A 24,064-nucleotide genomic window follows, 5' to 3' on the forward strand; every position below is an offset into this window, starting at 1 on the left:
CGGGCCGGGTGGCGTGGGCGTCGCCGGAACCGAAGCCCGCGACGGCGCCCGGGACGAGGAGGCGAGGGCGCGAGGGACGCAACCGGGTCGGGCAGCGGCGGCAGGACACGGCGTCGTCGAGAGCATCGGCACCCGGGCGGGCCGACTCAGCGCAGGGCGGAACCCTGCTGCCACGCCGCCCACTGCATGTTCCATCCGCTCAGGCCGTTCCCGGGAGCGACCTGCTTGTCCGGGGAGTTGATGACCTCGACGACATCGCCGACGATCGTGCGGTCGAAGAACCAACCGGCCGGGGTGTCCGCGCTGCCGCCCTTCACATCGCGCAGTCCGACACAGCCGTGGCTGACGTTGACCTGTCCGAAGATCTCCGGGGCTGCCCAGTAATTGCCGTGCAGGAAGGTCCCGGACTCGGTCAGCCGCATGGCGTGCGGCACGTCCTTGATGTCGTACTCACCGCCGAATCCGACGGTCCTGCCGTTCATCCTCGTAACGTCGAACAACTCGCTGACCACCATCTTCCCGTTGTACGTGGTCGACTTGGGCGCACCCGCGGTGATCGGCACCGTCGCCAGGAGCTGCCCGTCCCTGCGGACCTGCATCGTCTTGGCCTCGGCGTCCACCAGGGAGACCTGGGAGCGCCCGACGGTGAACGTGATCCGCTTGTTCTGGATGCCGTAGGCGCCGGGGGACGCCTCCACATCGCGCAGCCGCACATCGACGGTGACCTCGGTGCCCGGCTCCCAGTACTCCTCGGGGCGGAAGTCGAGCCGGTCCCGGTCGAACCAGTGGCCGGCGATCTTCACCGGGGGCTCCGATGTGACCCTGATGGCCCTCTCCACGGCGGCCCTGTCCGCGATCTTCTGGTTGAAGTCAAAGGAGACGATCATTCCGGTGCCCACGGTGGCCCGGTTCTCGGGCTTGAAGTAGCCGATGAACCTGTTCTCGGGAACCGCGGTGGTGAAGGTGGTGTGGCGCGCCGAGCGGCGGCCGTGGGCGTCGAGGGCGACCACGTCGACGCTGTACTTGGCGGCGAGATCCAGCCGGGTGCCCTCGGCGGGGTGCCAGCGCAGGCCGTCGGCGGAGATGCTGCCGGCCACCGGAGCGGGGGCGTCGCTCTCGATGCGCATCACCTTCACGCGCTCCAGCCGCCCACTGGGCAGCCGGACCTCGACCCGACCACCGGTGGTGACCCCCTTGGCACCGTCCTCGGGCACGACCCGGATGGTGTCCGAGGGTGACGGCGGCTTGCCGAAGGCTCCGATGCCGCTCCCGCTGCAACCGGCGAGGGCTCCCAGGAGTCCTGCGCATGTCAGGGCGGCGGCTACGCCCCGTCCGGCCCGCTTCAGTACATGTCTCACGCACCACCCAACGACCACAGCCCGGTAGGGAAACGTGGAGAAATGGGATGATCCGCCACTTGTGTACGCCTCGGGACAGATGGGACTTGGAGCAGCGGCCGATCCGGATGGTGCCCGAGCGTAAGCGGAGGGCGCGTACCGGGGTTCCGACGGGGAGATGCGGAGCTCGCCACCGAGCGCGGGAAAGGCCGAGAAGTGACGCGGATCGCTCATAAATTCAGGTGAGTGATGTCAGGAATCAATCGTAGGCTCGCTCCTGATGTCCACTTCACATGTAGCCACCAAGGACCAATCCGTCGTGCGATCGCTGCTGCGTCTGTGGCCGTACGTGCGACCGGTCCGCGTACGGCTGTTCAGCGCGGCCGTCGTGGCGATCGTCGCCTCCTGCATGAGCCTGGTCATCCCCCTGGTCCTGAAGTGGATGGTCGACGGGCCGGTCTCCGACCGGGACACGGGCGGCATCTGGCTCGGAGCGTTCGTCCTGCTGGTCCTCGGCATCGCCGAAGCGATCCTGTTCGGCTTCCGGCGCTGGCTGGTCGCTCGACCACTAGCGGGGGTCGAGGCCCGTATGCGCGCCGCGCTCTTCGCCCACCTCCAGCGGCTGCCGATGGCCTTCCACGACCGGTGGGCATCGGGGCAGCTGCTGTCGCGCGGCACCACGGACCTGATGCTGGTACGGATGTTCCTGGCGTTCCCGCTGACGTTCCTCCTGGTCAACGGCACGACGATCCTGGTCGGGTTCATCATCCTGCTCTGGCAGGAGTGGACCCTCGGTCTGGTGTTGCTGGCGCCGATCGTGCCCCTGTTCATCCTCTGCTCCTACTTCGAATCGCGGTACTCAGTGGCCGCGCGACAGGCGCAGGACCAGGTCGGCGATCTGACGACCGTGGTCGAGGAGAGCGTGCTCGGCATCCGCATCGTCAAGGGCTTCGGACGCAACCGCAGCCAGGCCCGGGCGTTCCACGAGCTCGCACGGAAGCTTCGCGGTACGGAGTTGGTCAAGGCACGGCTGCTCGCGGGCATCTGGGCGGCCGTGACCGTGCTGCCCGAGATAGCCGTCGGCGGCGCCCTGGTCCTCGGTACCGTGCAGGTCGCCGACGGCGCGCTGTCCGCGGGCACCCTGGTGGCCTTCCTCTCCACCGCACTGGCCCTGCGTTGGCCGGTGGAGTCCATCGGCTTCCTGCTGGCGATGAGCCAGGAAGCCGCCACGGCCACGAACCGCTACTTCGAGGTGATGGACGTCGAACCGGAGTCCGCGACCCCGGGCGGGCCCACCGAACAGGACGACACCTCCGCCGCCGCGACGGCGAAGCCGTCACTGGACAAGGCGGCGACCAAGGGCGAGATGCGATTCGAAGGGGTCGAGTTCCGCTACCCCGATGCGGCGCCGGACAGCGTGCCCGTGCTCGCCCGGATCGATCTCGCCGTCCGCCCCGGCGAGACGATGGCCCTCGTCGGCGGCACGGGCAGCGGCAAGACCACCCTGACCGCACTGGTGCCGCGACTGCACGAGGTGACGGCCGGCCGGATCACCCTGGACGGCGAGGACATCGCACGACTGCCGCGGGAACGGCTGCGCTCCCTGGTCTCGGTGGCGTTCGAGGAGCCGACGCTCTTCTCGGCGACCGTCGCGGAGAACGTGCTGATGGGTGCCGACGCCGCCGCACCCGGTGATCTGGAGCGCGCGCTCGACGTGGCGCAGGCGTCCTTCGTGCACGCCCTGCCCCAGGGCGGGGACACCGAGGTCGGCGAGCAGGGGCTGAGCCTGTCGGGCGGGCAGCGCCAGCGGTTGGCACTGGCCCGCGCCGTCGTCGGACGCCCCCGGTTCCTGGTGCTCGACGACCCCCTGTCCGCGCTGGACGTCCACACGGAGGCACTGGTGGAAGCCGCGCTTCGCCAGGTCCTCAAAGAGACCACCGCGCTCGTCGTCGCCCATCGACCCTCCACCGTGCTGCTCGCGGACCGGGTGGCCCTGCTGTCACAGGGGCGGATCGCCGCCGTCGGCACACATCAGGAACTGCTGCGGACGAACGCGGAGTACGCCTGGCTGATGTCGGGCGCGGAGACCACCACGGACCCGGAGCGTGCGTCCGGAGCCGGTTCGACCGTCCCGGCCCCAGCGATCGAGAGTCCCCTGGAAGGAAACGTACGATGACCGCCGCCAGCAAGCCCGCCGAATCAGGCGGGCCCGGCAGTACGGACACTGGCCGGCACCCTGCGTCGGACGCTCGACACCCTGGGCAGGCAGAGACGGCCCCGAAGTCGGCCGTCACCCCCACCGACCGTACGGCTCCCGTCAACGCCACGCAGGACACACCTTCCCTCGACGGTGGATCCCCCCTGGCATCCGGTGCGGCGCCCGCCGTGCCGCCACAGCCCGTCGAACCCCTCCGGGCCAGCAGGGTCGAAGACCCCTTCGACCAGGACGACCTGCCGTCCGAGAAGGGTGCGACCGGCCGGCTGCTGCGGTCGCTCTTGGCCCCTCATCGCGCCCGGGTTCTGCGCGTCGCGGTGATCCTGCTGTTCCAGCAGGCAGCCATCCAGGCCGGTCCGCTCCTCGTCGCGTACGCCATCGACCGCGGAGTGCCGGCCTTCCGGGACCACGACTACGGGCCGCTGATCGCGGTGGCCGTCGGATACGCCGTCGCCTCACTGAGCGCGGGAGCGCTCCAGTACCTCTTCATCATGGTGTCGGGTCGACTCAACCAGGACGTCCTGCTCGACCTCCGTGGACGGATCTTCCGTCATGCACAGGCGCTGAGCGTGGACTTCCACGACCGCTACACCTCGGGCCGACTGATCTCCCGGTCCACGACGGACGTGGAGTCCCTGCGCGAACTCCTGGAGGAGGGCCTCCAGGAACTCATCAATGTGATCCTCGCGTTCGTCTACATCTCGATCATGCTGCTCTGGCTGGACCTGGGCCTCGGTGCGGTGGCCGTCGCGTCCTTCATCCCGCTCTATCTGCTCGTCCGGCTCTACCAGAAGCGCGCGGGGGTCATCTACAGCGAACGCTCCACCGCCATGGCCGGGGTCATCGTCAAGTTCGCGGAGACCATGAACGGCATCCGTCCGGTGCGGGCGTTCCGCCGCGAGCAAGCCAACGACCGAGCGTTCGCCCAGGTCAACGAGCGCCACAGCGTCAGTAACGGCGATTCGCTGCTGGAGATGGCGCGCTATGTGATGGGCTCGCGCCTGGTCGCCAACACCGCCGTCGCCGGCATCGTCCTGTGGGGCGCCTACCGGGTGGCGGACGGGGGACTCGCACTCGGTGTGCTGGCCGCCTCCGTGCTCTATCTGCGGCGGCTCTACGACCCGATCGACCGGTTGGGCATGTTCCTCAACTCGTACGAGTCCGCCGCCGCATCACTGCGGAAGATCGCCGGGCTGCTCGCCCAGGAACCGACCGTACCGGAGGCCAAGGACCCCACCGAGCTTCCTGCCCGGCGCGGCGAACACCCCGGCCGAGAGGTGGTCTTCGAACACGTCAGCTTCGGCTACCGCACCGGTGGCGAAGTGCTGCCTCCCTTTGAGCTGACCATCCCCGCAGGTCAGACGCTTGCGGTCGTCGGCGCCACGGGAGCGGGCAAGTCCACGCTGGCGAAGCTGCTGGCCCGGTTCTACGATCCGTCCGCCGGGCGCATCCTCCTCGACGGCGTGGACCTGCGGAGCCTGGCCACGCCCGAACTGCGGCGCGGGGTGGTGATGGTGACCCAGGAGTCCTTCCTGTTCTCCGGAACGGTCGCCGAGAACATCGCCATCGGGCGTCCCGACGCATCCCGCGAAGACATCGAACGGGCCGCGAAGGCCATGGGCGCCCATGACTTCATCGTCGCTCTGCCAGACGGCTACGACACGGACGTCCGCAAGCGTGGCGGCAGGATCTCCGCAGGTCAACGTCAACTGGTGGCCTTCGCCCGGGCGCTGCTGGCGGACCCGTCCGTACTGATCCTGGACGAGGCGACCAGTTCGCTGGACATCCCTGGCGAACGCGCGGTGCAGCACGCCATGGACACGGTGCTGCGCGGACGCACGGCCGTGGTGATCGCGCATCGGCTCTCCACGGTGGAGGTCGCCGATCGGGTCCTGGTGATGGACCGGGGTCGGATCGTGGAGGACGGCAGCCCGGCCGAACTCATCGGCGGCACGGGACGCTTCGCCCGACTGCACCGGGCGTGGCGGGACAGCCTGGTGTGAGCGGACGGAGCTAGGTTCCGCGTTTGAGTGCGCGATGGTCGCGCAAGATACGCAATGAATGCGCAATTCCGTGTTCGGGTGCGCATTGACTGCAGATTGACTGCGGATAGTAACTACGCTTCTGCATATGCCTGCTCGGAGTCCAGTCCGGCGGCGTGGAGAGCTCGAACAGCCGATGGCATCGATCCGGTACGCGACGTGTCGGTGCGGAAGATCCCCTTCAGGGATCTGCGGTTGGCGGATTTCACCCGGTCGGTGCCATGGCGGAGGTTTCGCTCCGTCCATGGCCAGGCGCATTACTCGGGACGGTACGCGTCGGCGACCTGCCCGGCCGCACCCACGTACGCGCAGGTGTAGGCCCTCGTCGACGGGCCCGGCGTCATGCGCCGGCGAGCTTGTCGAGGTCGGGGGCGTAGACGGTCATCCAGTGCGGGGTCAGTCGGTAGTAGACGACCTCGCGGTTCCAGTCGAAGGCGTCGTCCTGGCCGTAGAAGTCCTTCAAGTACGCGAGGAGTTCCTGCCAGTCGGCCGTGGTCTCGGCGTCCTCGGGGTTCAGCTCCTCCACCGTGCCGTGGGTGAACACGCCGAGGTCCTCGCCGCGCATGTGCGCGACGCTGGCGGCCGGACGGGCCGCGAGATGACGGGCCTTGGCGGCGTTGCGCGCCGTGCCGAAGTGCCACCGGCCGTGGAGGAAGTGCCCGTCGGCGCCGCTGATCCGCGGTTCGCCCTTTGCGGTCACCGTGGAGAGGGCAAGCGTGCACATGCCGGTGAGGACCCTGGTGAGCTGCGCCGCCGAGATGGTGCGGCCCTCGACGATCGAGCGAAGGTGTGCGGTCGAGCCGGAGAGGGAGGAGTCGAGGAGGGACTGGAGCTTGTCGAGTTCTTCTGGGGTTTCGCGCATACGTCCATCGTCGGCCGTAAACCCGACACCCTCTGTCGTCATTGATACGGTCGATGGTCGATGGTCGATGGTCGATGGTCGATGGTCGATGGTCGATGGTTCGGTGCACGGCAGCCATACGACTCCGGGGTTCGATGCCCCAAGGGCCCCGGACAGCGGCAAGGGGCCTCCGCCGCAGGCGTGCCACAGCGGCGGCACAAGGTATCCGTCAGATGCTCCAGGACGGCCGTCCTTTTCCGCATACGGATCAATCTCATCTGAAAAGATTCGTTCAGGGGATGCTGGCCGAAGACGGGAGTGTCAATGGAAGCGTTACGGCCGAGCGACCCGGATCGAGTGGGCGGCTACCGACTGGTGGGCCGGCTGGGTACGGGTGGCATGGGTGAGGTCTTCCTCGGATACTCCGCGGGTGGTCGGCCCGTAGCCGTGAAGCTGATCCGCCCGGAGTACGGAACGGACTCGGGGTTTCGACGGAGCTTCGCCCGGGAGGTGGAGGCGGCCAGACGGGTGGGCGGGTTCTTCACCGCTCAGGTCGTCGACGCAGACCCGTACGGGGACCGCCCTTGGCTTGTGAGCGCATATGTGCCGGGACCCTCGTTGCATGCGGCGGTCGCCGAGCACGGCGCACTGCCGACCAAGGCGCTACGCGTGCTGACGGCGGGGCTGGCCGAAGGGCTGATCGCCATCCACAACTGCGCCTTGGTGCACCGTGATCTCAAACCGGGCAATGTCATCCTGGCCGCCGACGGCCCACGGGTCATCGATTTCGGTATCGCCCGTGCTCTGGAGGCCACCTCACAGACGGCCACCGGCGTCATCTCCGGGACTCCGGCTTTCATGTCCCCCGAACAGGCCCGCGGCGACGCCGAGATCAGTCCCGCCAGCGATGTGTTCGCGCTGGGATCCGTACTGGCCTTCGCCTCGACCGGCGCTGCGCCGTTCGGCGGTGGCCATCCTGCCGCCGTGCTGTACCGGGTTGTCCAGGAGACTCCCGATCTCTCGCTCGTCGACCACGAGTTACGCGGTCTGGTGGCAGCCTGCCTGGCCAAGGCGCCGGGCGATCGTCCTTCGATGGTCGAGATACTGGAGACGTTCACCGGCGTGGACGGCGGCGAGGACTGGCTGCCGCAACCCATCACCACCATGATCGGTGAAGTGGAGATCGAGGATCCCACCTTCGGTGGCGGCGCCCCCTCCGAAGGTGCGATCGGTGACATCGAGACGCCCGGGCCTCCTAAGCAGCGCCGTGGCCTCGCACGGCTCTTCCCCACCCGTCGGCGCCAAGCGGCCGACGTACCGCCGACGGTCTCCTATCCCCAGGCGATCGAACAGGGCTGGAACGGCCTGGCATGGGGGGCGACGGTCGCCCAGTTCCAGGCACGTTTTCCCGGCGCCGCACAGGAGAACGGCGAGTGGTGGGTCACCGGCCGGGGACCGGAATCGTTCTGCGGGATCGTGATGCCCACCCAGTACGCCTTCAACGACCGGGGCCAACTGTGCCTGGTGGCCTTCTACCCCGACGCGAAGGACCGTGAGCGAATGCCGAATGCGTTCCTGGAGACGCTGGGTGCGCCTGACGGTTCGACGACGAAGTGGACGAAGGGCCAGATCGTGGTGGAGTTGAAGGTGGCGAGCGTGGTTGCCAGCATGACGCATCTCGGGTTCAGAGCCCGCTGAGGAATCCGGAGGACCACGCCCGACCGAGTGGTGCCTGAGCGGACCGGGTCAGCGGACCGGGTCAATCGGGCGGCGCAGTGAGCAGCGTGGTCGCCAGGGTGAGGAGTTCGGCGTCCGTCGCGGCGGTGCGATGGTCGGCGATCCCCGAGCGGAACAGTGACGCCCCCTCCATGAGCATGGTGAACACCGCGGCCCGCGAGTGACACGTCCGCTCCGACAGATCGGGACGATGGCAGCGCAGGAAGGCGCAGACCTGGTCCTGGTAGTTGCGGTAGAAGCCGCGGACGGCCGAGGCGACGGTGTCGTCGTGGGCGGCGAGCGCCCAGAGTTCGGTGAACAGCCGCACCAGTCGGGGGTCCTCCTGCTCGGCGAGGATGGTTCGCACCATCGCCGCGGGGTCCGGGGGCTGCACCGGCGCTTCGGGGGCGAGCAGCGGCTCCAACCGGTCGAGCGAACGGCTCAGCACCCGGGCCAGGACCGCGCCGACCAGGTCGGCGCGGGTGGGGAAGTAGTACTGGAGGTGCCCGAGGCGGACCTTCGCCTCAGCGGCGACGGCCCGCATGGACAACTCCGCGTATCCCGCGGTGAACAGGACCGTCTCGGCCGCGTCCAGGAGGGCCGCGCGTTTGAGCGCGCCCTTCCCGGTGCCGGTCGGACGGCCGGTCGATGGGCTGGAGTCGCTCATCCCGCCCGCCCCGGTGCCGCCGCGGGCACATCGGTACGGATGTCGCTGAGGCTCACCGTGACACCGTGGGCGGCGAGCTGCTCCAGTGCCTGTACGGGGTCGGGGGCCTGTTCGGGGAAGACGACACCGGTCGGAGCGGGCGCGCCGTCCGCACCGAGGACCCGTCGGAGGGCGAGCAGCCCACCGAGGGCGGTGAGGTGGGCTTGGCCCGCCGGGTCCTCGACGGTTGCGGTCCGGGTTCTGTCCGCGTGCCGGACGTCGATGCGGAGCCGGGCGGTGCCGCCCTCACCGGGTGAGTAGAGCAGGGCGCGCCGGGTGGAGGTGAAGCGCTCTCCTCGGCCCCAACGGAAGAAGCCGACCCGCTGGGCGGCCAGCAGCGCCGAGGTGGAGGACGCGGAGCTGAAGCCGATGCGGGTGGTCGCGGTGGTGGTGCCGAGGGTGAGCGGCAGGGTGAACTGCTCCGGGGTGTCGATGGTGGCGACCTTGGTGTCGCTCGCGCCGATGCGGACGCGCCGGGCGTCGCTGAGCGGCATGATCGTCTGCCGTCGGCCGTCCCGGACGACTTCGAAGTCGAGTCCCAGGCGATCCATGAACTCCACCGAGTCAGCGCCGGCGCGATCGGCGAGGTCCCAGCGGATGGCGGTCTCCACCTGGTCGGCGCCGCCGAGTTCGACGGCGAGTGCGGCGGCGACCAGAGGCACGACACCGCCCATCCAGGCGGACGAGAGCAGTACCGGGGTGGTGGGGCGCAGCAGGGCTGCGACGGTTGCCGCTCGCTGCATCCGGGCGGTCCACCGGGTGACGTCCACGTAGGGCACTCGGCCGTGGATGGCGGCCTCCAGTACCCGGTCGTCCGGGTCGTTGACCACGCTGATCACGGCTCGGACGGCCTCGCGGAAGGGGGTGGGGTCGGCGAGGTCCCAGCGCACCAGCCGGGCGCCGGTCTCCTGGGCCACTGCCTCGCCGCGTGCCACGGTGCGGCCGGCGAGGAGAAGCGGCCAGTGGGGGGCGGCCAGCTTCGCGAGCTCGGCGCCGACGGTGCCGTAGCCCCCGACGAGGAGGACCGGGCCCTGGGGGTCGAGTGTGAGTTCATCGTCCATGGGCCCCAATATAGGTCATGCGACCTATTAATGCGTCGACGCAGGACTCGGCACCGCTCGACATCCAGTCTTCAGCGCCCGACGACCCGCCAGCAGGGGGGCGGCCAGCGCGCGCGGCAGCCCCGGGCGCACGGCCATGGCCCACCGAGATCTGGCCGCTGAATTCTGGCCACAGGACGAGGGCGCCCGGACCGCCGAATCCCGCACCCGCTCCCCCGGAGCCGGCGCCGCGATCACCGCTGGAGAGATCGAGGCCGCCGAGGCGTGAACCCCACCTTTGACCGGGGGAACCAGGGCGTACGCAGCCACTTTCCGGCGACACGGAGCGTCCCTCCGGCTGGCGCGGCAACGAGCTCACCGCTCAACGAACATGACCGCACGGTCAACGGACGACTTCCAGCCAAATTCTTGACGCGGCCCTGACAGAAGTGACGCGCTCCTGCAACTCTTCCCCCGGTCCCCGCACCACGTACCACGCACCACACGCTCCGCATGCTCTGCCCGGACGACCCACCCCGCCGTCCGTCACCCCCTCGCAGAAGGAGTCCGCGTGAGACCCACGCATCGCCGGCGCGCCACCGCGACCGGAGCACTCATAGCCACCGCGGCACTGCTCGCCGTCGGCTTCCAATCCGGCGCGGCTGCCCAGCCCACCGCCGCCGCACCCGGCGCCACCCAGGCGGGCAAGCCCGATCCCGGCGCACTCCCCTTGAGCCTGAGCCCCGCTCAGCGTGCGGAGCTGATCCGTCAGCAGAGCGCGACCACGGCCGCCACCGCCAAGGAACTGGGACTCACCGCCCAGGAGAAGCTGGTCGTCCGCGATGTCACGCAGGACCGCGACGGCACCACCCACACCCGCTACGAGCGCACCTTCGCGGGGTTGCCGGTGCTCGGCGGCGACCTCGTGGTCGCCGAGACCAAAGCGGGAGCGACGGAGTCCGTCAGCAAGGCGTCGGCGGCGACGCTGAAGAACGTGAACACCGCCGCCGCTCTCGCCCCCGCCGCCGCGGAGAAGCAGGCGCTGGGTCGGGCGAAGGCCGAGGGGTCCACCAAGACCGCCGCGGATCGTGCTCCGCGGAAGGTGGTCTGGCTGGCGCAGGGCGGAAAGCCGGTACTGGCCTACGAGACCGTCGTCGGCGGTCTCCAGCACGACGGCACCCCCAATGAGCTGCATGTGATCACCGATGCCAGCAGCGGGGCGAAGCTCTACGAGTGGCAGGCCGTGCAGAACGGCACCGGCAACACCCAGTACAGCGGCCAGGTCACGCTGGGCAGTTCCGGATCCGGGTCCTCGTTCAACCTGACCGACACCGGACGCGGCAGCCACAAGACGTTCAACCTCAACCGGGCCACCTCCGGGACCGGAACGCTGTTCTCCGGACCGGACGACATCTGGGGCAACGGCCAGCCGGCCAACCTGGAGACCGCAGGCGCCGATGCCGCCTACGGAGCCGGTCTGACCTGGGACTACTTCAAGAATGTGCACGGTCGCAGCGGCATCCGCGGGGACGGGGTCGGCGCCTCCTCCCGCGTGCACTACGGCAACAACTACGTCAACGCGTTCTGGCAGGACTCCTGCTTCTGCATGACGTACGGCGATGGTGCGGCCAACGCCAAACCGCTCACCTCGATCGACGTGGCCGCCCACGAGATGGCCCACGGCATCACATCGGCCACCGCGAAGCTCGTCTACAGCGGAGAGTCCGGCGGTCTGAACGAGGCGACATCCGACATCTTCGCCGCCGCCGTCGAGTTCTACGGGGCCAACGCCTCCGACCCCGGCGACTACCTGGTCGGCGAGAAGATCGACATCCGGGGCAACGGCACCCCGCTGCGGTACATGGACCAGCCCAGCAAGGACGGCGTGTCCAAGGACTACTGGTACGCCGGCATCGGCAGCGTCGACGTCCACTACTCCTCGGGCCCGGCCAACCACTGGTTCTTCCTCGCCTCCGAGGGCAGCGGAGCCCGGACCGTCAACGGCGTGAACTACAACTCGCCCACCAGCGACGGGCTGCCGGTCACCGGCGTCGGCCGTGAGAAGGCCGCGCTGATCTGGTACAAGGCGCTCACCACGAAGTTCAACTCGACGACCAACTACGCCGGAGCGCGCGCCGGAACCCTGGCCGTCGCCACCGAGTTGTACGGGGCCACCAGCCCCGAGGTGAAGTCGATCACCGACGCATGGGCCGCGGTCAACGTCGGTGCCCGTCCCGGCGGGGGCAACCCGGACCCGGGCACGGTCTTCGAGAACAACACCGACGTCGCCATCCCCGACAACGGCGCCGCGGTCACCTCCACGGTGACGGTCTCGGGTCGCACCGGCAATGCGCCGGCCGCCCTGCGTGTGGGCGTGGACATCATCCACACCTGGCGCGGTGACCTGGTGGTGGACCTCGTCGCACCCGATGGCACGGTCTTCCCGCTGAAGCCGTACAGCGGTTCGGACTCCGCGGACAACGTCCAGACGACCTACACCGTCAACGCCTCGGGCGAGGTGGCGAACGGAGCCTGGAAGCTGCGGGTCCAGGACCGGGCCGCTCAGGACACCGGGTACATCAACAGCTTCAAGCTCACCTTCTGACAACCCGGTCCGGCCACCGGCCGGTTCGGATGAAGCCCGGGGGGACTCCGTTCCTCCCGGGCTTCACCGTTGCCCGTCCCCCTGGCCGGGCCAGTGGTCGGGAAGCGGCCCGCCGTCGCCCGTCACCGGGAGGACCCCCGGCACCAGGGTGCGCCAGTGGCCACCCCGTTCATCCCGTACGAGGAAGAGCACCGCCCGCCGCACCCCCACCAGCGGATCGACGGGGGCGCTGTCGGGACCGGGCGCGGGGGTGGCCGCGACCCGGAGCCCGGGGTGGCCCGTCTCATCGCCCTTCAACACCGGGAGACCCACCGTGCTCACCGTGTGGACCGGCACACCGGCCACGGTGTCGACGGGCGGCCCGATCTCCGCGGTCACCACATACTCGGCCCGCTCCAGCGCCTCCCGCGGACCACCGGACGGAGGGTGCTCAGAGCTCATGCGTACGCCTTCCGTCATCGGGCAGCGGTCGTGCCGCCCACCTCCGCGGCGAGCGGCACGACCGTGCTCCGCCCGTCGGTCAGGTGGCCAGACTTCCCATGTTGTACGTGGAGGTGTACCCGATCCAGCTGTAGTGCTTGGCACCGCCGAAGGAGCCGGAGTGCACCCCGCGGGCGGTCGAACCGGTGGTACCGCTGGCGATCGCACCACCGCTGTCACCACCCGCGCTGGCGTACGAGGCCGCCGACTGCCCGTAGACCACACAGCCGCACGTGCTGCTGGTGTGGCTGGCGTTGAGGGAGGAGATCGTGCCGCAGCGGGCGCTCTCGGAGTTGCGTCCGAAGAGACAGGCGCTCGCCCCGATGGTGCCGAGCGCCGAACCGGTCACCACCCGCGCCTTGACGGCTGCGCTCTCGTACAGCCAGGGCTGGCCGCCGCTCGGGATGGAGATGTATCGCATGTCGGCGTGGGTGCCGGCGGCGAGCGCATTGATGTTGGTGAGCGAGCCATAGGCGCCCGCACCCGAACTGACCGTGCCCGAGTTGGTGCCCCAACCGCAGTGTCCCGCGGTCACGGCTCCGCGTACCCCGGCCCGATTCACCACCCAGCCGATGGAACACAGCACTCCTGCGAAGCTCACGCCCACGCCGCCGCGGCGGGGCGAGTCACAGACATTGCGGGAGGTGCACGCCTCCTCGACGCCTTCGCCCTCGCTGAACTGCGCGGGCACGCCGAGCCCTGCGAGGGTGGCACGCAGGGGGCGGATCGTGGTGCCGGGGCTGACGGTCACCTTGAGCCGGTTGGCGATGACATCTTCGGCGATGGCCACCACCGGGGAGGCGCCCCGCGCCGTACGCACCGATCCCCACAGGGCCTTCATCGCCCGTGTGAGCTGGGCGGACGAGTGCTTGACGACGCGGAACTCCACAGCGGACCTGGCACTGCCCGCGGCCCCGGCACGATCGAGCAGTTGGTCCCTGGTCTGCTGGCTGGGGAGGGCTCCGGCGAACTGGACCACGAGACGCCCGCCGTTGGGGTTGTCGAGGAAGTGCCCGGCGAAGTCGTTGCGTTGGGCGTACGCGCGGACGGTGGGTGCGACCGCGGCGACCAGTGCGTCCCTTCGCTTCATCTCGGCCGCCTCGTCGGCGGTGCCGATGAACCCCCAGGCGTTGACGAGCGGGCGCAGCCCGTCCGCAGTGTCGGACCGCTGCTCGACGAGGGAACGCACCGGGCCGGTGTGCGTTCCGAAGCCGAGCTCGCCGCGCAGGCGTAAGGACTCACTGAGCACCGCGCGGTCCGCGGGGGAGGCGGCGTTCCGGATCGTTGGGGAGGCGGTCGCCGTCTGAGCGGCGGCCGGGACCGCCAGGGGTACGAGCATCCCGGCTGCGGCGAGGAACGGGACGACGAGGGATCGGAGTTTCACAGAACCTCCAGAAGGCATGGGCATGACAAGACGGGGCTTGCGGGATCGCGGGGTGGACCGTAGGACCGCGCCTTCACAGAGGTCAAGGGCGCCTACCGCAGAGCAGTCACCTTCGATTGATGCCGAATCCCGATGGTTCGCCCCTGGCCAGCACTTCCCGATCGCCCCACACTCCACGTACACCACACAGGTTGACGTGAAGCGGACCACGGGCTCTGGCGGGGAGCACCAACGTGACAGCCGTACCCGCACCGCCGTGGATCAACAAACCGGCTGGCAGACTCGTCCCATGGAGCCCGATCTCACCCTGCTGCGCCAGTTGGTCGAAGGATCACCCGTCATCAGGGCCACGCCGACCCAAGGCGTCCCGGAGCCCGCGCTCCGCGCGGCGGAGTCCATCGTGGGCACACTGCCCGGCTCCTACCGCTGGTGGCTCTCCACCTATGGGACGGGCACCCTCCACGGCTCGGAAATCGCAACGATCCCACCCGCCGACCACGCTGACGCCCACGACTCCCTCACCGCCCCCGGCAGACTCCGGGGCGACCGCCTCTCCTTCTACGACGAGCCGGACGGCGGGGACAGCTACGCCTTCGCCCTCGACCGGCCGACGAAGCACGAGTACGCGGTGGTGCGCCGGGACCACTTCACGGGCGAGGAGGACGAGATCGCCGACACCTTCGCCGGCTTCCTCACCGTCCGGACGGCCCTGGCGAACGGTCTGCGCGACGGCCCCAACCCGACGATGGCCAGGCTCTGGCGGACGACACCGGGGGTGCTGCTCCCCAACGGGGTCCACATCTACGGGCCGGACACGATCGCGGAGCGCAACACCACGTACGAGGTGCCCGAGTACGCCCCGCACTGGGTGCTCATCGGCGACGACAGCGGCGGCTCGGGCTTCCTCATGCGCCACCACGGCAAGGACCGGACCTCGGTGTACCGCCTGGACCTCGGAGCCCTCGACACCGACCCCGCCACGAGCGGCACCCGGGTGACGGACGATCTCCTGGGGTGGTTGGGGGGCTGAATGGGGGGCGGGGCGCGGGGCCGGAGTATCGAGGCTGGTTCAACAAGGCAGCGAGCAAGGCTTGGGGATGGATAGGTGACAGTCCTCGTCGAAGGGGTCCGCGGGATTGCCGTACGCAGGGACGAACCGTCCGGCGCCTACCTCGCAACAGAACGGCGAAGCCGCCTTGCACCGTCAACATGCTACGGAGAACAGCCCACTCAACTGACGGTGGAGGTACGCCGAAACTTCGGCGGTGTGACAGCCAGATCTCTCCTGGGTGGTGAATTCACTCCTTGCCTGAAACCTCAGGAATTGGTGACGGCCTTCGAAGTTCCGTTCGGAGACGATCTGGTGGAGATCCATAGCCCCCCGAACTGTCAGAGCGAGCTTGGTCGACCTCTGATAGCCGGACTCCCACGAGACTTTGTTGAAGCCGTACTCGTCGGGCTGATGGACGAATCGGTCGGAGCGCTTGCCGCTGGGGTTCTCCGAATTACTCGCGCTGGATTCGATCCGGCAGGCTCGTCCGAAAACACCTTCACGGCAGTCGGCCAGATCCTGCGCAGCGTGGTGAGTGCTGCCCAGGAGAATCGTGATCCGGCGGCGGCAGCACTGGCAGCCATGCGGAGCTGGTAGCAGAAGACCGCTCGCCACCAGCCAGAATCTGCGGATGCGACGACCGGCCAGGCACGATCACAGCCGGGCGGGCGCTGGGAAGCACGCGAATGTGACCCCGTCCTTCGCATCCCTCCCGACTCGGCAGCAGAACGATCCAGGAGTTGACATGAGGATGAGGCGGGCCGGATAGGTTGCTATGTAGCCATCGCTGGTCGGGACGTTTGGAACCCCTCCAACCGGGTGGCCGAGATTTTCATCAATCAGGCCCATGTAGTTGCTTACGCCTACACGATGGAATCCGGAATCGGGGACATCATTGATGATGAATGCGCCATCGATCATCAACTGTTTCTGAACTTCATCAGCACACTTGCCGACAGGCACGAGGAATCAAACAACCACTCCCTACGGCAACTCCTCGAAGGGGTGATCACCGTGGGTCTGGTCCTCTTGGTGCGCGCCGGAGGCTCACCGGACCGCATGGGCATTGAAGAACGGCCGTACTGGCAAGAGCGCTGTGCGTGGGTCGCGGCCAGTATGCCTGCAGGCTGAGCCCCGGCTGAGGCGACATGGGGTCGAGTCGGCAGCCGGCACCAAGAAGGCCGCACGGCCAGGGTACGCATCCGTACCCCAGCCGTCCCCGGCGCTCCTTCGGGCTCGGTCGTCGAACCGGGCCGGACCAGAGCGGAGCGGCCGGCCGGCCGGCCGGGCGGACGGGCGGACGGGCGGCGGTGTCAGCGCAGGAGTACGCCCGCCTCCCCCACCACCTCCATCGGCAACGCCACCAGCCCCAGGTCCGCGCAGGACGCCAGGAGGCGGTGGGCCGGCAGTACGCGGACCGTGTAGCCGAAGGAGCCCGTGTGGGCCAGGGTCAGCGGGCCCTCGTAGATCCAGCGGCCCTCCAGGTCGGGGCCGCCTCCGACCGGTTTGAGGGGCGAGGTGCGGGATTCGCCGATGGTGTCGTCCGCATCGACCCGGCCGGCCACCGCCTGGACCTCCACGTCCTCGGGGTGCAGTTCGCCCAGTGCCACCCGGGCACGCAGCACCAGGGTGGCACCCAGTTCCACGTCCCGATCGTCGCCGCCCTGCTCCAGCGTCTCCACGTGGTCGACCGCGACGCGTGGCCAAGCACCCCGGATGCGGTGCTTCCAGTCGGCGAGTTCGCGGGCGGTGTCGGTGTCGAGCAGTCGGTGGGCGCGGGCGGCGGGCACATAGAGCCGCTCCACGTACTCGCGGACCATGCGGCCCGCGAGGACCTTGGGGCCGAGGACGGCCAGGGTGCGGCGGACCATTTCGGTCCAGCGCCGCGGCACTCCCTCCGGACTCCGGTCGTAGAACAGCGGTGCCACACGGTTCTCGATGAGTTCATAGAGCGCTGCGGACTCCAGGTCGTCGCGGCGTTCCTCGCCGGTGGCGGAGCCGTCGGCGGTGGGGATCGCCCAGCCGAAGTCGGAGTCGTACCACTCGTCCCACCAGCCGTCGAGGACGGACAGGTTGAGTCCGCCGTTGAGCGCGGCCTTCATTCCGCTGGTGCCGCAGGCTTCCAGGGGGCGCAGTGGGTTGTTGAGCCAGACGTCACAGCCCGGGTAGAGCTTCTGTGCCATGCCCATGCCGTAGTCCGGGAGGAAGACGATGCGGTGCCGCACCCGCGGGTCGTCGGCGAACCGTACGAGTTCCTGGACCAGGCGCTTGCCGCCGTCGTCGGCCGGGTGGGCCTTGCCCGCGACGACGATCTGCACCGGTCGGGTGGGGTGCAGCAGGAGTTCGCGCAGCCTCTCGCGGTCGCGCAGCATGAGGGTGAGTCTCTTGTACGAGGGGACGCGCCGGGCGAAGCCGATGGTCAGCACCTCGGGGTCGAGCACGGAGTCCACCCAGCCCAGTTCGGCCGCGCCGGCGCCGCGTTGCCGCCAGGAGGCGCGCAGTCGCGCCCGGACCTCGCCGACGAGTTGTTCGCGCAGTTCACGGCGGAGTTCCCACACATCGGCGTCGGGGATGCCGGCGACGGAGTCCCACCGTTCGGACGCGCCCGAGGAGAGCGCGTCCTCCGCTCGGCCTGCGCCGATGCGGCGGACCGCGAGCCGTAGCACCTGGGGGGCGATCCAGGTGGGTGCGTGGACCCCGTTGGTGATGGAGGTGATGGGGACTTCGTCGTCGTCGAAGCCGGGCCACAGTCCGGCGAACATCTGGCGGCTGACGGCTCCGTGCAGTGTGGAGACCCCGTTGGCGCGCTGGGCGAGGCGCAGTCCCATGACGGCCATGTTGAACAGGCGCGGCTCGCCGCCCGGGTAGCTCTCCTGGCCGAGTTCGAGGATGCGGTCCAGGGGCACGGTGGGCAGTTCGGCGCGCTCGCCGAAGTGGCGGGCGATGAGTTCGGTGTCGAAGCGGTCGATTCCCGCGGGGACGGGGGTGTGAGTGGTGAAGACGGTTCCGGCGCGCACGGCTTCCAGGGCTGCGTCGAAGTCCAGTCCCTGGCCCGCCTTTTCGGCGGCCTGGCCGAGTTCGCGGATGCGTTCGAGGCCGAGGAACCCGGCGTGCCCCTCGTTGGTGTGGAAGACCTCCGGCGCGGGGTGTCCGGTGAGGCGGCAGTACAGGCGTAGGGCCCGCACACCACCGATCCCCAACAGCATCTCCTGCAACAGGCGGTGTTCCCCGCCTCCGCCGTAGAGGCGGTCGGTGACATCTCGTTCGCCGGGTGCGTTCTCCTCCACGTCCGAGTCGAGCATCAGCAGGGGTACGCGGCCGACCTGGGCGACCCAGATGTGAGCGCGCAGGGAGCGTCCGCCGGGCAGGGCGAGGCAGATGTGAGCGGGAGTGCCGTCGGGTTCGCGCAACAGGGTGACGGGGAGTTCATTGGGGTCGAGCACGGGATAGTGCTCCAACTGCCAGCCGTCCCGTGACAGGGACTGGCGGAAGTATCCGTGGCGGTAGAGCAGCCCCACACCGATCAGCGGTACGCCGAGGTCGCTGGCGGCTTTGAGGTGGTCCCCGGCGAGGATGCCGAGGCCGCCCGAGTACTGGGGAAGGGCGGCGGTGACGCCGAACTCGGGGGAGAAGTAGGCGACGGCTTGGGGGAACGGGGTCTCGGTGCGGCCGGTGACCGGGTCGAGGCCGCCGCGGTAGGGGTCTTCGGGGCTCTGGGTCTGGTACCACCTGCGGCCGTGCAGATAGTCGTCCAGGTCGTCGGCGGTGGCGGTCAGCCGGCGCAGGAACCTCCGGTCCCCGGCGAGCTCGGTGAGTCTGGCTGCGGACACGGAGCCGAGCAGCCGCACAGGGTCGCCCCCGGCCGCCTGCCAGCCCTCGGGGTCGACTGCCTGGAAGAGGTCACGGGTCTCGGTGTGCCAGGACCAGCGCAGATTGCGTGCGAGGTCGCTGAGGGGGCGGAGGGGCTCGGGGAGGACTGGGCGGACGGTGAATCGACGAATGGCCTTCACGGGTCCCACCTTCGCAGGGGAGGTGCGCATCCCAGGGGACGCACGACGGTGTGGCCGTCGGTCCGTCACCGAACGACGGTAGGGGGACCGTTCACCGTGGGGCGGGCGGTGGTGCTGGAGCGTCACTCCGGGCGTGCGCCGCGGTGCTCCCGGTCGGCGGGAAATGACCGGTTGCCGGCTCCCAACCCGGAAAGGCTCACCCTCTGCGCCCGCGCCGGCATCCGCCCGCTGGAGGACGTGTGCGGGTCGTCGTCCCCTTCGGTTCCGACCGGAGCCCGAGGAGGGGTGCACGGGTGGCCGGCCGGCGACGGCCGTCCGAAGCCTGACGGAGGGAGGGGGTGCCCACACCTCGCCGGTGGCACCGACTCTTCCGCCCACCGGGTGAACGCGGACGGGGGCGACCGGGCCCACGGCTCGCCGACGATCGCTCCAGGACTACAAATAGCGAGAAAGTTCATGCAAAGTCGCAAATCTGGTGAATTACATAGATTCAGCGCAATGTCCCGAGCTCTCATCCTGTCCAGCCCGCACAGCCCTCAGGTGAGCCCATGATCGGTCGTATCCCCGTCCTGGACGTGAGTCCCCAAGTCGATGGCGGCAAAAGGCCCGCGAAGGCCGTCGTCGGCGAGACCTTCCAGGTCAGCGCCACCGTGTTCCGCGAAGGGCACGAGGCAGTCGCCGCCAATGTCGTACTGCGCGACCCCGGCGGCCGTCCCGGGCCGTGGACCCCGCTGCGGGAGTTGGCCCCCGGCACCGACCGCTGGGGCGCCGGCGTCACCCCGCGGTCCGAAGGCCGCTGGAGCTTCTGCGTCGAGGCGTGGAGCGATCCGGTCGCCAGTTGGCTGCGGGAGGCCCGGATCAAGATTCCGGCAGGCATCGACACCGCCCTCGTACTCGCCGAAGGCGCACAGCTGTACGAGCGGGCCGCCGGTGGAGTGCCCAAGAAGGACGGCAGGGAAGCGGTGCTCACCGCGGTGGACGGACTGCGCGACGGCCGGCGCTCCGCAGCCGCCCGACTCGCCGCGGCGCTCGCCCCGGACGCCGTCGCCGCCCTCGCCCGGCATCCGCTGCGGGAGTTGGTCAGCACGTCCGAGCCGCTGCCCCTGGTCGTCGAGCGGCGCAGGGCGCTGTACGGCTCCTGGTACGAGATGTTCCCCCGCTCCGAAGGCGCGAAGGTCACCCGGGGCAGGGCTCCCAGGTCCGGCACCTTCAGGACCGCGGCCGAACGGCTGCCCGCCATCGCGGCCATGGGCTTCGACGTGGTCTATCTGCCGCCCATCCACCCCATCGGCACGACCTTCCGCAAGGGTCGCAACAACAGCCTCTCCCCCGGCACCCATGACGTGGGCGTCCCCTGGGCGATCGGCTCCCCCGACGGCGGTCACGACGCGGTCCATCCCGACCTCGGCACCCTCGCCGACTTCGACCACTTCATGGTCGCGGCCCGGGCACTGCGCCTCGAAGTGGCCCTGGACTTCGCCCTCCAGTGCTCGCCCGACCACCCCTGGGTGCGCGAACACCCCGAGTGGTTCCGCCACCGCGCCGACGGCTCGATCGCCTACGCGGAGAACCCGCCGAAGAAGTACCAGGACATCTATCCCATCTCCTTCGACGCGGACATGCCCGGTCTGGTGGCCGAGTCGGTCCGGGTCCTGCGCTTCTGGATGGACCGCGGGGTGCGCATCTTCCGGGTGGACAACCCCCACACCAAACCGGTCGTCTTCTGGGAGCAGGTGATCGCGGACATCAACGGCACCGACCCGGACGTGATCTTCTTCGCCGAGGCGTTCACCCGTCCGGCGATGATGCGGGCCCTGGCGTCCGTGGGCTTCCAGCAGTCGTACACGTACTTCACCTGGCGCACGTCGAAGCACGAGTTGACCGAGTACGTCAGCGAGTTGGCGGGCGAGTCCGCTTCGGTCATGCGCCCGAACTTCTTCGTCAACACCCCGGACATCCTCCCGGCCCACCTCCAGCACGGCGGCCGGCCGGCGTTCGAGGCGCGGGCGGTGCTGGCGGCGACCCTGTCCCCGTCGTGGGGGATGTACGCGGGGTACGAACTCTGCGAGAGCGCTCCGGTGCGGGAGGGGAGCGAGGAGTACCTGAACTCGGAGAAGTACCAGTTGCGCCCGCGCGACTGGGAGACCGCGGAACGGGAGGGCCGGACCATCACCCCCTTGATCACCGCGCTCAACCGGGTCAGACGGCGCAATCCCGCACTCCAACAATTGCGGAACATTCACTTCCATCACACCGACAACGACGCGGTGATCGCCTACTCGAAACGTTCCGGCTCGAACACGGTGATCGTGATGGTCAACCTCGACCCCCACCACACCCAGGAGGCCACGGTCTCGTTGGACATGCCGCGACTCGGCCTCGCATGGCACGAGACCGCCCCGGTGCGCGACGAGCTCACCGGCGAGACCTATCACTGGGGCAGAGCCTCGTACGTGCGCCTAGAGCCGGGCCGCAGGCCCGCGCACCTCGCTGTTCTGCGACCGTCCCCGCCGATCGGAGGGTCACCCACATCATGATCGTCAACGAACCCGTCCACGACCTGTTCGAGGACACCCCCGCCAAGGACCGCGATCCCGACTGGTTCAAGCGGGCGGTCTTCTACGAAGTCCTCGTGCGTTCCTTCCAGGACAGCAACGGGGACGGAGTGGGCGACCTCAAGGGCCTCACCGCCAAACTCGACTACCTCCAGTGGCTGGGGGTCGACTGCCTCTGGCTGCCGCCGTTCTTCAAGTCACCGCTGCGGGACGGCGGTTACGACGTGGCCGACTACACCTCCGTACTGCCGGAGTTCGGTGATCTCGCCGACTTCGTGGAGTTCGTGGATGCGGCGCACCAACGCGGCATGCGCGTGATCATCGACTTCGTGATGAACCACACGAGCGACCAGCACGAGTGGTTCCTCCAGTCCCGCGCGGAACCGGACGGACCGTACGGCGACTACTACGTGTGGGCCGACGACGACAAGCAGTTCGAGGACGCCCGGATCATCTTCGTCGACACCGAATCGTCGAACTGGACCTTCGACCCGGTGCGCAAGCAGTACTACTGGCACCGCTTCTTCTCCCACCAGCCGGATCTCAACTACGAGAACCCGGCGGTCCAGGAGGAGATCGTGTCGGCCCTGCGGTTCTGGTTGGACCTGGGCATCGACGGCTTCCGGCTGGACGCGGTGCCCTACCTGTACCAGGAGGAGGGCACCAACTGCGAGAACCTCCCGGCCACCCACACCTTCCTCAAGCGGGTGCGCGAGGAGATCGACGCCCACTACCCCGACACGGTCCTGCTCGCCGAGGCCAACCAGTGGCCGGAGGACGTCGTCGACTACTTCGGCGACTACGCCAAGGGCGGCGACGAGTGCCACATGGCCTTCCACTTCCCGGTGATGCCGAGGATCTTCATGGCCGTGCGCCGTGAGTCCCGCTACCCGGTCTCGGAGATCCTCGCCAAGACCCCGGCCATCCCGGCCACCTGTCAGTGGGGGATCTTCCTGCGCAACCACGACGAGCTCACCCTCGAAATGGTGTCGGACGAAGAGCGCGACTACATGTACGCCGAGTACGCGAAGGACCCGCGGATGCGGGCCAACATCGGCATCCGCCGTCGGCTCGCCACCCTGCTGGACAACGACCGCAACCAGATCGAACTGTTCACCGCCCTGCTGCTCTCCCTGCCCGGATCGCCGATCCTCTACTACGGCGACGAGATCGGGATGGGCGACAACATCTGGCTCGGCGACCGGGACGCGGTACGCACCCCCATGCAGTGGACACCCGACCGGAACGCGGGCTTCTCGTCCTGCGACCCGGGACGCCTGTACCTGCCCACCATCATGGACCCCGTCTACGGCTACCAGGTCACCAATGTCGAGGCGTCGATGAGCAGCCCGTCGTCGCTGCTGCACTGGACCCGACGGATGATCGAGATCCGCAAGCAGAACCCCGCCTTCGGTCTCGGCTCCTACACCGAACTGCCGTCGTCCAATCCGGCGGTACTGGCCTTTACCCGGGAGTACCAGGACGACCTGGTGATGTGCGTCCACAACTTCTCGCGGTTCGCCCAGCCGACGGAGCTGGACCTGCGGGAGTTCGAGGGACGGCATCCGGTCGAGCTGATCGGCGGGGTGCGCTTCCCCTCGGTCGGCCAGTGGCCCTATCTGCTGACCCTGGGCGGGCACGGGTTCTACTGGTTCCGGCTCAGAAAAGACACGGTCACCGCAGAGCGGACGGTGACGGCGGCCCCGGCGGCCGTCTGACCCGAGGGGACGGTGGGTCCCCCACGGCCGAATGCCCACGGGCCTGGCCGGCCTACCGTCCCTGGACCTTCCCGCCCCCGGGTCCGAGCCCTGCGTCCCGAGTCCCGAGCTTCTAGCTTCTAGCTTCTAGCTTCTAGCTTCTAGCTTCGACGATCTTCCGCGCCCTGGGAAACCCTCGGCTCCCGGCGTTCGGCCGTACGACCGTGTGTCCGATCAAGTCCGATCAGGTCCGACAAGGTCCGAGCCGCCGCTTTAAACCGCCGTACGCCGTCGGGCCTGCGCCGACACCCCCCGGTGTCCGAGGCGACGCCAGCCGTCGCACCACCGGTCCATCGCGCCAGGGGTCCGCGGCGCCCCGCCTCCA

At 69.2% G+C, this 24,064-nt stretch carries 17 protein-coding genes; 10 read left to right on the forward strand and 7 right to left on the reverse strand.

Annotated elements, in window-relative coordinates:
- Positions 1-146 precede the first annotated feature (146 nt).
- Complete coding sequence (locus tag ACFXJL_RS01250) at positions 147-1,358, reverse strand: Ig-like domain-containing protein (RefSeq protein ID WP_358880489.1); 1,212 nt, start codon at positions 1,356-1,358, stop codon at positions 147-149.
- A gap of 259 nt (positions 1,359-1,617) precedes the next feature.
- Between ACFXJL_RS01250 and ACFXJL_RS01255 the strand changes: the two genes are divergently transcribed.
- On the forward strand, positions 1,618-3,513 hold the full coding sequence (locus ACFXJL_RS01255; RefSeq protein WP_384688242.1) for an ABC transporter ATP-binding protein: 1,896 nt from the start codon (positions 1,618-1,620) through the stop codon (positions 3,511-3,513).
- The gene (locus ACFXJL_RS01260; RefSeq protein WP_384688244.1) at positions 3,510-5,555 is read left to right on the forward strand and encodes an ABC transporter ATP-binding protein; all 2,046 of its coding nucleotides are present in this window, start codon (positions 3,510-3,512) and stop codon (positions 5,553-5,555) included. Before ACFXJL_RS01255 ends, ACFXJL_RS01260 begins: the two co-directional genes overlap by 4 nt.
- Before the next feature lie 379 nt (positions 5,556-5,934).
- Here ACFXJL_RS01260 and ACFXJL_RS01265 read toward each other — a convergent pair whose 3' ends face one another.
- Positions 5,935-6,456, reverse strand: a complete 522-nt coding sequence (locus ACFXJL_RS01265; RefSeq protein WP_384688248.1) for a pyridoxamine 5'-phosphate oxidase family protein — start codon at positions 6,454-6,456, stop codon at positions 5,935-5,937.
- A gap of 303 nt (positions 6,457-6,759) precedes the next feature.
- On the opposite strand from ACFXJL_RS01265, the gene ACFXJL_RS01270 reads away from it, so the two are divergent.
- On the forward strand, positions 6,760-8,133 hold the full coding sequence (locus ACFXJL_RS01270) for a serine/threonine-protein kinase (protein ID WP_384637945.1): 1,374 nt from the start codon (positions 6,760-6,762) through the stop codon (positions 8,131-8,133).
- Positions 8,134-8,194: 61 nt separating this feature from the next.
- Here the strand turns inward: ACFXJL_RS01270 and ACFXJL_RS01275 are convergent, their stop codons facing one another.
- Together ACFXJL_RS01275 and ACFXJL_RS01280 are read right to left on the reverse strand one after the other, a co-directional pair.
- The gene (locus ACFXJL_RS01275; protein WP_358880494.1) at positions 8,195-8,818 is read right to left on the reverse strand and encodes a TetR/AcrR family transcriptional regulator; all 624 of its coding nucleotides are present in this window, start codon (positions 8,816-8,818) and stop codon (positions 8,195-8,197) included.
- Positions 8,815-9,918 (reverse strand): saccharopine dehydrogenase, encoded by a 1,104-nt coding sequence (locus ACFXJL_RS01280; protein WP_384688251.1) that lies wholly within the window; start codon positions 9,916-9,918, stop codon positions 8,815-8,817. Before ACFXJL_RS01280 ends, ACFXJL_RS01275 begins: the two co-directional genes overlap by 4 nt.
- A gap of 136 nt (positions 9,919-10,054) precedes the next feature.
- Between ACFXJL_RS01280 and ACFXJL_RS01285 the strand changes: the two genes are divergently transcribed.
- Together ACFXJL_RS01285 and ACFXJL_RS01290 are read left to right on the forward strand one after the other, a co-directional pair.
- Positions 10,055-10,186: a hypothetical protein gene (locus tag ACFXJL_RS01285; RefSeq protein WP_358880496.1), complete on the forward strand. Its 132-nt coding sequence runs from the start codon at positions 10,055-10,057 to the stop codon at positions 10,184-10,186.
- Between the two features lie 282 nt (positions 10,187-10,468).
- Positions 10,469-12,502 (forward strand): M4 family metallopeptidase, encoded by a 2,034-nt coding sequence (locus tag ACFXJL_RS01290; protein ID WP_358880497.1) that lies wholly within the window; start codon positions 10,469-10,471, stop codon positions 12,500-12,502.
- Between the two features lie 63 nt (positions 12,503-12,565).
- Here ACFXJL_RS01290 and ACFXJL_RS01295 read toward each other — a convergent pair whose 3' ends face one another.
- Positions 12,566-12,943: a hypothetical protein gene (locus ACFXJL_RS01295; RefSeq protein ID WP_384688256.1), complete on the reverse strand. Its 378-nt coding sequence runs from the start codon at positions 12,941-12,943 to the stop codon at positions 12,566-12,568.
- A gap of 79 nt (positions 12,944-13,022) precedes the next feature.
- Complete coding sequence (locus tag ACFXJL_RS01300) at positions 13,023-14,366, reverse strand: hypothetical protein (RefSeq protein ID WP_384688259.1); 1,344 nt, start codon at positions 14,364-14,366, stop codon at positions 13,023-13,025.
- A gap of 289 nt (positions 14,367-14,655) precedes the next feature.
- Between ACFXJL_RS01300 and ACFXJL_RS01305 the strand changes: the two genes are divergently transcribed.
- The 3 genes from ACFXJL_RS01305 (at position 14,656) to ACFXJL_RS01315 (ending at position 16,548) form a co-directional block, all read left to right on the forward strand.
- On the forward strand, positions 14,656-15,396 hold the full coding sequence (locus ACFXJL_RS01305; protein WP_384688261.1) for an SMI1/KNR4 family protein: 741 nt from the start codon (positions 14,656-14,658) through the stop codon (positions 15,394-15,396).
- Positions 15,397-15,471: 75 nt separating this feature from the next.
- Complete coding sequence (locus ACFXJL_RS01310) at positions 15,472-16,014, forward strand: hypothetical protein (RefSeq protein ID WP_384688264.1); 543 nt, start codon at positions 15,472-15,474, stop codon at positions 16,012-16,014.
- 186 nt (positions 16,015-16,200) lie between these two features.
- Positions 16,201-16,548 carry a DUF6086 family protein gene (locus ACFXJL_RS01315; RefSeq protein WP_384689090.1) on the forward strand — a complete coding sequence of 116 codons (348 nt, stop codon included), beginning with the start codon at positions 16,201-16,203 and terminating at the stop codon, positions 16,546-16,548.
- Positions 16,549-16,730: 182 nt separating this feature from the next.
- Here the strand turns inward: ACFXJL_RS01315 and glgP are convergent, their stop codons facing one another.
- Complete coding sequence (gene glgP, locus ACFXJL_RS01320; protein ID WP_384688267.1) at positions 16,731-19,427, reverse strand: alpha-glucan family phosphorylase; 2,697 nt, start codon at positions 19,425-19,427, stop codon at positions 16,731-16,733.
- A gap of 548 nt (positions 19,428-19,975) precedes the next feature.
- Here glgP and ACFXJL_RS01325 point away from each other — a divergent pair.
- Positions 19,976-21,964: an alpha-1,4-glucan--maltose-1-phosphate maltosyltransferase gene (locus ACFXJL_RS01325; RefSeq protein ID WP_384688270.1), complete on the forward strand. Its 1,989-nt coding sequence runs from the start codon at positions 19,976-19,978 to the stop codon at positions 21,962-21,964.
- A complete protein-coding gene (treS, locus tag ACFXJL_RS01330; RefSeq protein ID WP_358880505.1) occupies positions 21,961-23,700 on the forward strand; it encodes a maltose alpha-D-glucosyltransferase in 1,740 nt (579 codons plus the stop codon). The genes ACFXJL_RS01325 and treS overlap by 4 nt, the downstream gene beginning before the upstream one ends.
- Positions 23,701-24,064 lie beyond the last annotated feature (364 nt).

The organism is Streptomyces sp. NPDC059256 (genome assembly GCF_042753785.1).
Lineage (GTDB): Bacteria > Actinomycetota > Actinomycetes > Streptomycetales > Streptomycetaceae > Streptomyces.

What these genes read in the sequence shown, in the direction of transcription:
- ACFXJL_RS01325 (WP_384688270.1), top strand. Translation starts at nt 19,976, where the DNA reads ATGATCGGTCGTATCCCCGTCCTGGACGTGAGTCCCCAAGTCGATGGC.
- ACFXJL_RS01260 (WP_384688244.1), top strand. Translation starts at nt 3,510, where the DNA reads ATGACCGCCGCCAGCAAGCCCGCCGAATCAGGCGGGCCCGGCAGTACG.
- ACFXJL_RS01305 (WP_384688261.1), top strand. Translation starts at nt 14,656, where the DNA reads ATGGAGCCCGATCTCACCCTGCTGCGCCAGTTGGTCGAAGGATCACCC.
- ACFXJL_RS01280 (WP_384688251.1), bottom strand. Translation starts at nt 9,918, where the DNA reads ATGGACGATGAACTCACACTCGACCCCCAGGGCCCGGTCCTCCTCGTC.
- ACFXJL_RS01275 (WP_358880494.1), bottom strand. Translation starts at nt 8,818, where the DNA reads ATGAGCGACTCCAGCCCATCGACCGGCCGTCCGACCGGCACCGGGAAG.
- ACFXJL_RS01255 (WP_384688242.1), top strand. Translation starts at nt 1,618, where the DNA reads ATGTCCACTTCACATGTAGCCACCAAGGACCAATCCGTCGTGCGATCG.
- ACFXJL_RS01270 (WP_384637945.1), top strand. Translation starts at nt 6,760, where the DNA reads ATGGAAGCGTTACGGCCGAGCGACCCGGATCGAGTGGGCGGCTACCGA.
- treS (WP_358880505.1), top strand. Translation starts at nt 21,961, where the DNA reads ATGATCGTCAACGAACCCGTCCACGACCTGTTCGAGGACACCCCCGCC.
- ACFXJL_RS01285 (WP_358880496.1), top strand. Translation starts at nt 10,055, where the DNA reads ATGGCCCACCGAGATCTGGCCGCTGAATTCTGGCCACAGGACGAGGGC.
- ACFXJL_RS01295 (WP_384688256.1), bottom strand. Translation starts at nt 12,943, where the DNA reads ATGAGCTCTGAGCACCCTCCGTCCGGTGGTCCGCGGGAGGCGCTGGAG.
- ACFXJL_RS01265 (WP_384688248.1), bottom strand. Translation starts at nt 6,456, where the DNA reads ATGCGCGAAACCCCAGAAGAACTCGACAAGCTCCAGTCCCTCCTCGAC.